This is a genomic window from Bacillus sp. DTU_2020_1000418_1_SI_GHA_SEK_038, assembly GCF_032341175.1.
GTDB lineage: Bacteria > Bacillota > Bacilli > Bacillales > Cytobacillaceae > Cytobacillus.
On sequence record NZ_CP135435.1, the window covers coordinates 1,514,162 to 1,526,756 of the forward strand.

Annotated in this window: 16 protein-coding genes; 9 read left to right on the forward strand and 7 right to left on the reverse strand. The window is 37.2% G+C overall.

The features are described 5' to 3' along the window. Positions 1-222: 222 nt before the first annotated feature. Positions 223-1,752: an alpha-amylase family glycosyl hydrolase gene (locus RRV45_RS07510; protein WP_315668198.1), complete on the forward strand. Its 1,530-nt coding sequence runs from the start codon at positions 223-225 to the stop codon at positions 1,750-1,752. A 53-nt stretch (positions 1,753-1,805) separates the two neighbouring features. On the opposite strand, the gene RRV45_RS07515 is transcribed toward RRV45_RS07510, so the two are convergent. Continuing rightward, positions 1,806-2,297, reverse strand: coding sequence for a YajQ family cyclic di-GMP-binding protein (locus RRV45_RS07515; RefSeq protein ID WP_315668199.1), 492 nt, complete (start codon positions 2,295-2,297; stop codon positions 1,806-1,808). Positions 2,298-2,479: 182 nt separating this feature from the next. Between RRV45_RS07515 and RRV45_RS07520 the strand changes: the two genes are divergently transcribed. Continuing rightward, a complete protein-coding gene (locus RRV45_RS07520; protein WP_315668200.1) occupies positions 2,480-3,340 on the forward strand; it encodes a CvfB family protein in 861 nt (286 codons plus the stop codon). Between the two features lie 153 nt (positions 3,341-3,493). On the opposite strand, the gene RRV45_RS07525 is transcribed toward RRV45_RS07520, so the two are convergent. Then, positions 3,494-3,625 carry a DUF3941 domain-containing protein gene (locus RRV45_RS07525; RefSeq protein WP_082677191.1) on the reverse strand — a complete coding sequence of 44 codons (132 nt, stop codon included), beginning with the start codon at positions 3,623-3,625 and terminating at the stop codon, positions 3,494-3,496. A gap of 128 nt (positions 3,626-3,753) precedes the next feature. Then, the gene (locus tag RRV45_RS07530) at positions 3,754-4,611 is read right to left on the reverse strand and encodes a DegV family protein (RefSeq protein ID WP_315668203.1); all 858 of its coding nucleotides are present in this window, start codon (positions 4,609-4,611) and stop codon (positions 3,754-3,756) included. Between the two features lie 115 nt (positions 4,612-4,726). Between RRV45_RS07530 and RRV45_RS07535 the strand changes: the two genes are divergently transcribed. Continuing rightward, a complete protein-coding gene (locus tag RRV45_RS07535) occupies positions 4,727-5,557 on the forward strand; it encodes a YitT family protein (protein WP_315668205.1) in 831 nt (276 codons plus the stop codon). A gap of 20 nt (positions 5,558-5,577) precedes the next feature. Continuing rightward, positions 5,578-6,009 carry an intracellular proteinase inhibitor gene (locus RRV45_RS07540; protein ID WP_315668206.1) on the forward strand — a complete coding sequence of 144 codons (432 nt, stop codon included), beginning with the start codon at positions 5,578-5,580 and terminating at the stop codon, positions 6,007-6,009. A 22-nt stretch (positions 6,010-6,031) separates the two neighbouring features. On the opposite strand, the gene RRV45_RS07545 is transcribed toward RRV45_RS07540, so the two are convergent. The 3 genes from RRV45_RS07545 to RRV45_RS07555 all read right to left on the reverse strand — a co-directional run bounded on the left by RRV45_RS07545 (position 6,032) and on the right by RRV45_RS07555 (position 7,325). Then, complete coding sequence (locus RRV45_RS07545; protein ID WP_315668207.1) at positions 6,032-6,232, reverse strand: DUF3813 domain-containing protein; 201 nt, start codon at positions 6,230-6,232, stop codon at positions 6,032-6,034. Between the two features lies 1 nt (position 6,233). Then, on the reverse strand, positions 6,234-6,386 hold the full coding sequence (locus RRV45_RS07550; protein WP_197414450.1) for a hypothetical protein: 153 nt from the start codon (positions 6,384-6,386) through the stop codon (positions 6,234-6,236). Positions 6,387-6,509: 123 nt separating this feature from the next. After that, on the reverse strand, positions 6,510-7,325 hold the full coding sequence (locus RRV45_RS07555) for a Cof-type HAD-IIB family hydrolase (RefSeq protein WP_315668210.1): 816 nt from the start codon (positions 7,323-7,325) through the stop codon (positions 6,510-6,512). 244 nt (positions 7,326-7,569) lie between these two features. On the opposite strand from RRV45_RS07555, the gene yjfP reads away from it, so the two are divergent. The 5 genes from yjfP (at position 7,570) to moaA (ending at position 11,769) form a co-directional block, all read left to right on the forward strand. Continuing rightward, on the forward strand, positions 7,570-8,337 hold the full coding sequence (gene yjfP, locus RRV45_RS07560; RefSeq protein WP_315668211.1) for an esterase: 768 nt from the start codon (positions 7,570-7,572) through the stop codon (positions 8,335-8,337). 98 nt (positions 8,338-8,435) lie between these two features. Next, positions 8,436-8,744 carry a metal-sulfur cluster assembly factor gene (locus RRV45_RS07565; RefSeq protein ID WP_315668212.1) on the forward strand — a complete coding sequence of 103 codons (309 nt, stop codon included), beginning with the start codon at positions 8,436-8,438 and terminating at the stop codon, positions 8,742-8,744. A 13-nt stretch (positions 8,745-8,757) separates the two neighbouring features. Next, positions 8,758-9,096: a DsrE family protein gene (locus tag RRV45_RS07570; RefSeq protein ID WP_315668213.1), complete on the forward strand. Its 339-nt coding sequence runs from the start codon at positions 8,758-8,760 to the stop codon at positions 9,094-9,096. 303 nt (positions 9,097-9,399) lie between these two features. Next, a complete protein-coding gene (locus RRV45_RS07575; protein ID WP_315668214.1) occupies positions 9,400-10,524 on the forward strand; it encodes a TIGR04053 family radical SAM/SPASM domain-containing protein in 1,125 nt (374 codons plus the stop codon). 228 nt (positions 10,525-10,752) lie between these two features. Continuing rightward, positions 10,753-11,769 (forward strand): GTP 3',8-cyclase MoaA, encoded by a 1,017-nt coding sequence (gene moaA / locus RRV45_RS07580; protein ID WP_315668215.1) that lies wholly within the window; start codon positions 10,753-10,755, stop codon positions 11,767-11,769. A 92-nt stretch (positions 11,770-11,861) separates the two neighbouring features. Here the strand turns inward: moaA and ric are convergent, their stop codons facing one another. Then, the gene (gene ric, locus RRV45_RS07585) at positions 11,862-12,551 is read right to left on the reverse strand and encodes an iron-sulfur cluster repair di-iron protein (protein WP_315668216.1); all 690 of its coding nucleotides are present in this window, start codon (positions 12,549-12,551) and stop codon (positions 11,862-11,864) included. Positions 12,552-12,595: the final 44 nt, after the last annotated feature.

Here is a 12,595-nt window from a genome sequence, read left to right on the forward strand (position 1 = left end):
TCTAAATAATTCTTCATTCATTTATGGATAAACAAATCCGCCCCTATAAAAATCATATTCTGACAGGCGGTTTTATGAAATGGATAAACACCTAATCTCGAATGGTAAAATCGCAAAAAACTAGTTGATTCTGCATTAAACATTTGACTGCGCAAGGGAAAAAAGGCTAATCTTAAGGAGTTGCATATTAGCTTGTTTGTGAAAGAAGGGGGAGGAGCGGAGATGGTAAAAAGAGTGTGGACTCTTATCTTAATTCCGTTGCTTCTTTTTTACGCTCAGCCTGTAGGAGCAGTTGAAAAAGAAGATCGAAAATGGCAAGATGAATCTATTTACTTTTTAATGGTGGACCGCTTTGATAATGGGGATTTTAAAAATGATTATCATGTGAATGTAAAGGATCCGCAAAGCTTCCATGGCGGTGACTTCCAAGGAGTCATTAAGAAACTCGATTACATAAAGGATATGGGCTTTACTGCTATTAGGCTGACACCAATTTTTGATAATGAAGAAAACGGATATCATGGATATGGGGTTATAGATTATTACAATACGGAAGAGCATTTTGGAACGATTGATGAATTTAAAATGCTTGTAAAAGAAATTCATAACCGAAATTTGAAAGTGATGTTAGATTTCCCGATTAATCATGTTGGCTCAAAGCATGAATGGCTAAAGGACCCTACAAAGAAAGATTGGTTTAAAACTGACCAATCACCAAATCTACAGGGCCTTGAAAATGAGTGGATAAATGAACTTCCTAGGTTGAATCATGAAAATCTAGAAGTTCAAGAATATTTATTGGATGCTGCAAAATGGTGGATTAATGAAACGAATATAGATGGATATTACCTTGATGAAGTAGACGGGGTTTCAAAAAAGTTCCTAACTGATTTTGTTCAACAGTCTAAATCTTCTAAGAAGGATTTTTATTTACTTGGTGAAGTAAGGTCAATTGATCCCCGTATCATAACTGAATATGAGGACACAGGGATTGATGGGTTTCTGGACTTTCCTTTAACCGAAACATTAAGGCCAGCCTTTGTACAAGTTGACCAATCATTAAAAGAACTAAAAACTCGCAAAGACGAACTGATGTCAGTCTACAAAAATCCAAATTTGATGGGATCGTTATTGGATGACCATAAAGTAGACCGTTTTACGCGGGATATGGTCGAACAAAATCAGCATCCTGGTCCAAGATGGAAGCTTGCATTAACCTATCTTTATACTTCTCCGGGAGTTCCGATCGTTTATTATGGCAGTGAAATAGCCTTGGATGGCGGTTTGGGGCCTGATAATCATCGACAGATGGATTTCCGGACTGATAAGGATTTGATTGACTATATAACAAAGCTCGGTGAACTACGTTCCAATCTCCCTAGCTTAACTAGAGGAGAAATGAAGCTGCTTGCTGAGGAAAATGGCGTTCTTGCTTATAAACGTACTTATAAGAATGAAACGACAGTTATTGTCATAAATAACAGTTCTGAATCTCGAAATATTACGATTAATGCAGAAGAATTTGCTGATGATAAAGAGCTGCGAGGCTTATTGACGAATGACCTCGTTAAGAGCAATGATCATCAATATAAAATTTTCACTGATAGAGAAGAAGCTGAAATATATATTTTATCTCAAAAATCTGGGATGAATATTCCATATGTAACAGCAACTGTTATTGTGTGGGGTGCCTTTGTAGCTTTTATCATCGCAGTATGGAGAAGATCCAAAAGGAAACGGTCCCAGGAATAGTTAAAAAGTAAAAGCCAAAGGAACTTGCCTGCCTTTGGCTTTTACTTTAGTTCTTAACGATAATTCACAAATTGTACCTCTACGGTTAAGTCTGCTTCTTTAATAGCTGAAATAATCTGTTGCAGATCGTCTCGGTTTTTCCCGGTAACACGAATTTGATCATCCTGTATTTGGCTTTTTACTTTTAAACCGCTGTTTTTTATTAATGTATTAATTTTCTTAGCATTTTCCTTATCGATTCCTTGGGCAACCTTGGCTCTTTGCCGCACCGTTCCCCCTGAAGCCCCTTCAATTTTTCCATAATCTAAATTTTTTATCGGAATGCCTCTTCTAATCATTTTGCTTATTAGCACATCTTTAAGCTGGCCAAGCTTGTACTCATCGTCTGAAATAAGCACAAGCTCCTCTTTATCAAGAGAAACGTGACTTTTGCTTCCTTTAAAGTCATAGCGGGTTTGAATCTCTTTCATTGCAATACTAATAGCGTTTGTGACTTCTGAAAAGTCAACCTTGGATACAATATCAAATGAGCTCTCTTTAGACATAATTACCTCCATAAACTTCAGTTCTTTTTCAAAAGATATCAATAAAAAGGATGGTCTTTTGAAAAGAAGTTTTACTTTACTTATAATTATAGTAAAATATAGCAGTCCAAACAACTTCAGGTGATATTGTCTAATTTAGATAGACGTTATTAAATAAACTAATAAAAAAGGATGAATAATTAATGCCTATAAATGATTATATTGGCCGTACCGTAAAGTTAACAGTGGAAAGGCCTGCTGAATTTGGCTACTTTCTATCAAATGGCGATGAGGATGTGCTTTTACATAAAAATGATACGGATTTGCAGCTAGAAGAAGGCCAAGAGATTGAAGTTTTTCTATACACGGATTCTAGAGGAAGAGTAGCAGCTACAACAACGATTCCTGAAATTACAACAGAATCCTATGGCTGGGCTGTTGTTAGTGATGTAATGCAGGATATTGGTGTTTTTATCAATATTGGAATTAAAAAGGATATGCTTCTTGGAAAAGAAGATCTTCCTGTCCATCGGTCAGTGTGGCCAAAGGAAGGCGATTTGCTCTATATAACGTTAAGAGTGAATCGCAATAATCGTATATATGTTAAAGTTGCCACCGACCCAATCATCGAGCAGATGTCCATAAAGGCTACAAGACAAGATTTTAATAAAAACATCCATGGTCATATTTACAGAACAGCAAAGGTTGGAAGCTGGGTCTATACTGCCGAAGGATTCAAAGGGTTTATCCATGAATCTCAGCGAAAAACCGAACCACGTCTGGGAGAAAAGATTGAGGGCCGAGTAATTGATGTAAAAGAGGATGGAACAATCAATGTTTCCTTAGCGCCAAGAAAACAAGAGGCACTTGATGAGGATTCTGAAAAAATCCTTTCATATTTAGAATTGCGCAATGGGGCTATGCCTTATAGTGATAAAAGCTCTCCGGAGGATATACAGGATCGCTTTCAGCTTAGTAAAGCCAGCTTCAAACGTGCATTAGGGCGGTTGATGAAGGAAGGGAAAATCTATCAAGAAGAAGGCTGGACCTATATTAAGAAATAAACGAGCAAGCAGCAGCTTGCTCGTTTTGCTTTTGTCTAGCTCCGGCGCCTAGCCCCTCTAGGTCATAAGCCAATCCGTCAAGAAGGTTAAAGAGCAACCTTCCCGCCGGCTCGTCTTATGCTTGTCGGGGCTGACCGAGGCGCTTCCGCTTTTCTATAAATGATCGGTCGTCTTAGAATACTGGTTTTTCCCAGCCTTGCGGTTTTTCTCGCGCATCATATTTTTTTCATGCCTGAGGGCATTATTATCCTTCGCTTTTTTATCATTATCGGAAGTTCGGGGCATAATAGGGTTACTCCTTTCCATATTTTGCATTCATGGAGCTTTAATATAAAAAGACAACCTTTAATACGAGGTTGACTATTCATATTGTCTGTAATAATGAAAAGGAGTATTCGTAAGAAAGAAAAGGGTTATTTTACTTTATTTAAGAAGAATATGGCGATTGTCCCGGACCCTGTATGAGAGCCAATGGCAGCCCCGATAGAGGAGATGAAGACATCTTTAACGTTTAATTCCTGAACGATTAGTTCTTTCATTTCTAAAGCTGTTTCTTCATCGTCAGCATGACTAATACCAATGACCTGACGTTCGAAGTTTTCGCCTCTTTCTTTCATTAATTCAATGATACGGCGAAGGAGCTTCTTTTTTCCTCTATGTTTTTCAATTGGAACGAGCTTGCCATCTTCAACATTTAATAATGGCTTGATATTAAGAAGCCCGCCCAAAAATGCAGATGCTTTTGAAACACGTCCGCCTTTTGCAAGGTAATCGAGGTCGTGGACCGTAAATAAATGCTCCATATGCTTACAGCGGTATGTAATATCTTCTAAAATAGCCTCTTTCGATGCGTTTTCTTTAGCTAATTTAGCAGCTTCCTTAACAATTAAGCCAAATCCAAGTGAAGCACATTTCGTATCAACAATAGTTAAATTAAAGTCAGGATAAGTTTCCTTTACTTGTTGGAGAATCATAACTGCGGTTTGGTATGTTCCTGATAATTGTGATGAAAATGCGATATAAATTCCATCCTCATTATTTTTTGCCATGTTTGTAAAAGCTTCTTCAAAGGCAAGAGGAGAAGCTTGGGACGTTTTCGGCACTTTTCCTTCACGGATGGCTTCATAAACTGTTTTAGGATTTATCGTTACTAAATCTTCATATTCAGTATCGTTTAAGTGGACTTTTAATGGGAATAAGGTAACGTTATTTTCTTCAAAAAAACTTAAAGGTAAATCACTTGCACTATCTGTCAAAATTTTTACTGACATATATACTCACCTGCTTTCCATCCTATTTAATCTTAAGTTTATAGAAATTAGTATAAAAAGACAATAAAAATACCATTTTTGGGTAATAACTAATAATTTAGATAGGTGATCAAATATGATTTGGTTAAGAACCAAGAAATTAATCGTTGTATTGATTGGTGCACTTCTCACAGCGATTTCCATGAACTTTTTCCTTATCCCAGCAAATGTTTATTCCAGCGGATTTGCCGGAGCAGCACAGCTTTTATCCAGCGTATTTGGAGGGGGAATCTCTACAGGGATTTTCCTATTTATATTAAATGTCCCGGTTGCTCTTCTAGGTTGGGTGAAGGTTGGCAGGTCCTTTACACTTTATAGTTTTATAAGTGTATTGGCCATGTCTATCTTTTTAGAAGTGATTCCTGTAAAGGCGTTTTCGGATGATATTTTATTAAATGCTGTTTTTGGCGGAGTGATTGGAGCTGTTGGAGTAGGATTAACATTAAAATGGGGTGCTTCAACAGGTGGTATGGATATTATTGCAATGGTCCTTTCACGTTTAAATGATAAACCGATTGGCACCTATTTCTTTATATTAAATGCCATAATCATAATAACAGCAGGTGCCCTTTATGGCTGGGAAAAGGCATTGTATACGATTGTGACGCTATACGTTTCAACAAGGGTAATTGATGCCATTCATACAAGACATGAGAAACTGACAGTTATGATTATTACAAAAAAATCAGCTGAAATGAAAAAAGTCATCCATGAAAAACTGATGAGAGGCATAACCATTATACCTGCCAAAGGATCATATACTAATGAGGATAAGGAGATGCTCATGATTGTTATCACTCGTTATGAATTATTTTATTTAGAAAGAATAATTAAGGAAGTAGATTCAAATGCTTTTACTAATATAGTGCAGACTATCGGAGTACTAGGCTTCTTCCGCAAGGATTAATTAACCTTTGGAGGGATAAAATGCTACAGATTCTTATCTCGTATTTAGTAATGATGGGCTCCCTTTCGACATTTGCTGGAGAAATGATCAAGCATCCTTTGGTCAGCTATGAAGAAAAAGAGGAAGCAGCCGTTGAAAACAATTCATTTCGAAAAATTCAGGTAAGTGGCGAGAAAGGGCGTTACAGAGTAATTGGGGAAGCACGATCAAATAGCGGTAAGCTTTTCTATGTCGTTGAAGATGGGCATAATGAATTAATTTCTGAAAAAAAGCTGGAAATGAACGAAAAATTTCCTTTATGGTCAAAAATAAAAATAAAAATTAATATTCCTAAAGAGGAAATGCCTGAGAGCGGGACCATTATTCTTTATTTATATGGGCGAAATGAAGAAGGACAAATGATCAATGAACTTCCAATAATCCTAGAGAAAGTCCAACAAGCTGACAGTTAGAATGTCAGCTTGTTGTTTATTATTATAATTGAAGGTTTGAAGGAATTTCGTCTAACCTTTGCTGCATTCCTGCCAACTGTTCCTGCTCTGCTCTTGTCGAGTTTGCGTATGCAGAGCTTAAGGCATTTTTTGCTTTCTGAACAGCTTCTGATCTATTAGCAGGTCCAGCCTTAGTTGCCATGTCGACAGAGCGTTTCGCCTCTTGAAACAGTCTGTTACCCATGCTAAATTCCTCCAAGAGAGGATTCTTTCACGTTAGCCATTTTTTCCGCTTCAGCCTCTGCATATGTTGAGTGATAAGGGATACGTTCTGCATGCTTAGTAACTGAATCTACTCCCTGCTGTACAAAGCGTTTCGATTTATTACGTTTACCCAATCGAATCCCCTCCAAAAAAGAAGTTGTTGAAACAGCATAACTGCTGCCTCGTTGATTAGTATGCTCTAATCGCATCTTTTAAAAAGGGGAATATCTTGGTCTTTCTTCTAATATGAGGCATGATTATAACTTTAGATTTAATAATTCATTCAAATAAACGGCAACGCCGTCTTCTTCATTAGTTAAGGTAACTTCTTTTGCTACTGATTTAACCTCATTAATTCCATTCCCCATAGCGATTCCATATCCTGCAAATTCAAGCATTTCTAAATCGTTATCCTCATCGCCAAAAGCGATAATTCTGTCAGCAGGAATCTGGAAGTAATCAGCTGCTCTTTTCAAACCGACAGCTTTGTTTAATCCAGCCTTTACTATTTCTATAACATGAAACGGGGCCGCCCAGCTTCGGTGGTCAATGACTTCAGCATGAAGATTCGATAGATGATCACGAATCGTTTGCACATGCTCCTCATCGGTATGAATTAACATACTTGTAGGAGAGGAATTTAGAAAATTGCGTAAGTCACCAGTCGTCACATTAGGCTCACCAAAGCCAAATATTTCTATCAGTTTTTTATCCTGATAATGGAAGTAAACATCATCAATGACCTCTGCAATGATGTTATGAAAATGAAAGGAGCTGCAAGCCTCAACAATTTCTTTGGCAATATTTACTTCTAATGGTGAATGATAAACTCCCCACTTTTTATCCCTGGGATGATGCACAAATGCTCCGTTGAAATTAACAATTGGAGTATCAAGATTCATTTCTTTATAATAAATTTCACTTGAACGAAAAGGTCTTCCAGTTGCAATCATGACAATATGCCCTTCTTCACGGGCTTTTTGAATCACTTTTTTTGTTTTTAATGATATAGTCTTATCATCCTTTAGCAACGTACCATCCAAGTCTAGCGCGATCAAATGCTTTTCTGCCATAATAACAACACCTTCTTTATACATTTTTTTCTATTTCAAGTGTAAAGCTTTAGAAAAAAAAAAGTCCACATGTTACACTGAATGAGAAATGTTCCTAGTCTCGTACCCATCGTTCATGTAATCAAAACCAAAAATTTAACTATAACCACTATGTTAACAAATATTCGTTAGCTTTGTAAAAATTAACGATTATTTTTTATCTTAACCTAATATTTAGTTTGGCTTAACATTAGGAGGATTTACAATGATTACTGTGAAAAATTCCAAACTTAACGAAATTCCCTTTCTTCACATTGCCGATTCAACTAAATGGGAAGAACAACTTCCATCTATCATCTTTATTCACGGTTTCACAAGCAGGAAGGAATTTAATCTGTACTATGCTTACTTACTAGCTGAAAAAGGGTTTCGTGTTATCCTTCCTGAAGCACTATACCATGGTGAAAGAAGTACTGGACTGTCGGGAAACGAACTGAATTTACATTTCTGGGAGATCATCATCCGAACAATCGAAGAACTGGATATCGTAAAAAGTTCCTTCGAAGACGAGCAATTGATAGACCCCAGCAGAGTAGGTGTTGTTGGGACTTCAATGGGGGGAATTGTCACATTAGGTGCACTTACTCAATACCCTTGGATAAAAGTGGCGGCAAGCTTAATGGGAATGCCTTACTATGAGAAGTTTGCCTTGCACCAAATAGATGAACTTCAACGTCATGGAGTTGACATTCCACTCACAAAGGATGAAATTGCTCATCTGATGAACAAAATTAGAGAACTTGATTTAAGTAAGCAGACTGATAAACTTAGAAATAGACCATTGCTATTCTGGCATGGCAAACAGGATTCGGTCGTTCCTTACTCACCTGCCTTTCATTTTTATGAAACGATTAAACCTTTATACGATAAACAACCGGAAAATCTTTCATTTATTATTGATGAGAAAGCTGGTCATAAGGTGAGTACGACAGGGGTTATAGAAACAGTAAAATGGTTTGAAACTTATTTATAAAGTAAATTTACTGCCTGATGTGATGCCCGTCATTTATATTCAAGATTGTTTTTGATAAGATAATAATTAGAAACATAGAAGAAGGAGTGTTATAGCAGATGGATCAAGAAGTAAAAGACAGTATTATGGGTGCTCTAGAGCTAGTAGTTGACCCAGAACTTGGTGTGGATATCGTTAATCTTGGATTAGTTTACGATGTTAAGATGGATGAAGAGGGAAAGACGACCGTTGATATGACTTTAACGTCAATGGGCTGTCCTCTTGCTGGAACAATTGTAGAAAACGTAAAGAGTGCTCTAGCAGATATTCCAGAAGTGAAAGAGACGGAAGTAAATATAGTCTGGAATCCGCCATGGTCAAAAGACAGAATGTCTCGATATGCGAAGATTGCTTTAGGGGTTCGTTAGAGGTGAGAGGCTGATGAAGAATAAAGTCATTCTAGTTAGCTCTGATCAGCTTGGAAAAGGGGATAAGGAGCTTGGTGAAGGCGTCCTTGAAACCTTTTTTACATTGTTAAAGCAAAGAGAGGAATTACCTGCAGCAATTTTTTGCATGAATAGCGGTGTATTTGCATTAACTGAACAATCCTTTGCTTCCGTTCATCTTAAAGAGCTGGAGGAAAAGGGAGTAGAAGTAATTGCCTGCAAAACTTGTGTAGACTATTACGAAGTGCAAACTAAATTAATTGCCGGTAAAATTAGCGGGATGCCAGCCTTTATTGATCTAGCATCCAAATATGAAGTCATTACGATATCATAGAACAGCAGGGGCTTATGCTCTTGCTGTTTTTTTTCTTATTGGTCAGCTTATGGTGTACAGTTAGGAACCAGTCCGAAATAATCAGTTTACTGGACAGGTTTCGTTGTTTAGTCAAAATCCTGTTAAAATACTCCAATCCAGCAAGTTAATTTGACTGGATTAGAATTTTCCTCCTCCTTTAATGATCCTCAATGTGAGATTTCTCACTATTTTATTTTGCATTTTCCCTTATAATACGATTGCAATCAATATTTAGATAAATATCCTTCAATGGAAATAGTGAATATGAGAGGAAGGATTCTAATGTCCTTTAGCCGCGATTTTAATAAAGATCCTTTTATTGTAATTTGGGAATTAACAAGAGCTTGTCAGTTAAAATGCCTTCATTGCCGGGCTGAAGCTCAATATAGAAGAGATCCCCGCGAATTATCTTTTGAGGAAGGAAAGGCATTAATTGATCAAATCTATGAAATGAATAATCCGATGCTTGTCTTTACAGGTGGTGACCCATTGATGCGAGAGGATGTTTTTGATATTGCGAAGTATGCAGTGGAAAAAGGTGTCCGTGTCTCAATGACTCCTAGTGCAACCCCAAATGTGACAAAGGAAGCGATTGAGAAAGCAAAGGAAGTGGGTTTATCACGCTGGGCATTTAGCCTTGATGGTCCTACGCCCGAAATACATGATCATTTTCGCGGAACAGCAGGGTCGTTCGATTTAACGATCGAAAGAATTAAGTATTTGCATGAGCTTGAAATTCCTGTTCAAATTAACACAGTTATTTCTCGTTACAATATTGATTACTTGGATGAAATGGCGAAGGTCGTAGAAAATTTGAAATGTGTTCTCTGGAGTGTCTTTTTCCTAGTTCCGACTGGAAGAGGACAGGAAAGCGATATGATTTCACCTGTTGAACATGAAAAAGTATTTAAGTGGCTATATGATTTAAGTAAAAAGGTGTCCTTCGATATAAAAACAACTGCAGCCCAGCATTATCGCCGTGTTGTTATTCAGAATAAAATGAGAGAGGAGCAGGCACAAAACGGTGATATTCAATATTTAGATGCTCTGACTCAACAAGGATTAACTGGATCTATAGATGGTCTTGGACGGGCTCCTAAAGGTGTTAATGACGGCAATGGCTTCGTGTTTATTTCTCATATTGGAGATGTCTACCCGAGCGGGCTTCTTCCAATTAAAGCAGGAAATGTAAGGGAACAGCCTTTAGCTGAAATATATAGGGAATCACCGGTTTTCAAAAACTTAAGAAACCCTGATGCATATAAGGGCAAGTGCGGAGTATGTGAATTTAGATATGTTTGCGGCGGCTCACGTTCCCGGGCCTATGCAGTCACAGGAGATTATATGGAAAGTGAACCTTTCTGCGTATACATTCCAAAAGCATTAAGAAAAAAAGCAACATCTTAAAAATTGAATCAAAAGGTGACTCCGAATGGCGGTCTTCACTCACTCTGCACACTGTATATAATTTCTTGTAAGAGCATATTATATAAAGTATTATGTGAGTTAAATGTCTGTCCAATTGCTAAGTCACCCTCTTTGGCTTTTTTAACTAAATTTAACTGAAAGTCCTAATTAAGTTATTTTGTATGCTACAATGTTTCAAAAGAGGTCACCCTCAATGGAGTTGATAGGATGGAAAAATCAATCGTTAAAGATCAATACAATCGGCCATTAAGAGATCTGCGGATATCGGTAATTGATCGTTGTAATTTTCGGTGCACTTATTGTATGCCAGCGGAGAAATTTGGACCGGATTTTGCTTTTTTGCCGAAAAGTGAGCTATTAACATATGAGGAAATTGAACTTCTTGCGAAAATATTTGTAGATCTTGGTGTAGAAAAGATCAGGCTAACAGGCGGAGAACCATTGCTTCGCAAGGATATGCCAATACTCGTGAAAAAGCTTGCGGCAATAGATGGGCTAAAGGATCTCGCATTAACTACAAACGGAGTCTTGCTTCCAAGGCTTGCGAATGATTTAAAGGAAGCCGGGTTACAACGGGTAAATGTTAGCTTAGATTCATTAAATGACGAGTTATTCGGAAAAATAAATGGCAGAAATGTTGCGGTTCAAGAAGTTCTCAATGGAATTAAGGCTGCCCAAGAGGCAGGACTCTTTGTGAAAATTAATATGGTTGTAAAAAAGGGATTAAATGAATCTGAAATCGTGCCGATGGCAAAATTTTGCAAAGAACACGGACTACAGCTTCGGTTTATAGAATATATGGATGTTGGCAGCACAAATGGATGGAAAATGGATGATGTTATCACAAAGAAAGAAATTTATGAAATCTTAAAGGTGCACTATTTATTAGACCCAGTAGACCCTGATTATTATGGCGAAGTTGCCAAACGATATCGGTATGAAGGGTCTAATGTCGATGTAGGGTTTATTCCATCTGTATCGGAATCTTTCTGTTCAAGTTGCACTCGATCAAGACTTTCTGCAAATGGACAGATTTTCACTTGTCTATTTAATGGAGAGGGTCATGATATGAAGGAATTTATGAGGAATGGTGCGTCAGAAGCTGAAATAAGAAACAAGATCATCAATATTTGGAGCGGAAGAAAAGATCGTTATTCAGATGAGCGGACTGAAGAAACTACCAGAAATCGCAAGAAAATTGAGATGTCTTATATCGGTGGTTAAAAACATCCTTGCCTAGACTCCTAGTCTGGGATTTTTTTATAAAAAAAAGAAATCAGCATCTATACGCCGATTTCCCTTTCCCAACAATGTGATTAAAAATATCTTGGGAATAAAATATTATTTTCTAAATGAACATGCATGAATGTTTGCCCTTCTAACATTTCAAGACGCTTGTATACAAGTGTGTACGTTCCGCAAGCATCAAGTGGAAGCTCATAATCAGAAGTTGTTTCTCTAAGCTGTCTTAAAAGTTCCCCTGCATGGTCATGTTCCTTTTCAAGCTCTTTAATATAGTTAATAATTTCTTCGCGGTTAGGAACTTCAGGATCTTCTAATTGTTTCAGCATTGGGAAAACTGTTTCTTCCTCTTTAGCTGTATGTTCAATCATTTCTTTCTTGAACTCATAAAATAGCTCATACACCTTCAAAAGCTCTGGGTGATGATCACCATGAACCTTTGCCACCTTTGTTACATATGGGCTTAACTGTGCAAGTTCATCTAATAGTGGAATATGATAATGCTGCATAACATGATTGATTATTTCTTGAGATGAACTGTCCGTCCATACCCCCATATCATCCTTTTGATTTTCTTCCTTAGCATAAATCTCATTTAAATCTGCCATTAATTGCTCTATGTTAACTGATAGCTCTGATGCAGCAGTTATTAATGGAATATTTCCTCCACAGCAAAAATCTATACGATAGCGTTTAAATACATCACTTGTTTTCGGTTGTTCATTCACTATATCCTTTACTAATGTTGTTTCTGAAAAAGCCATGGTCAATAAATCCTCCTTTAATTAAGCTTTAAATACATATACAG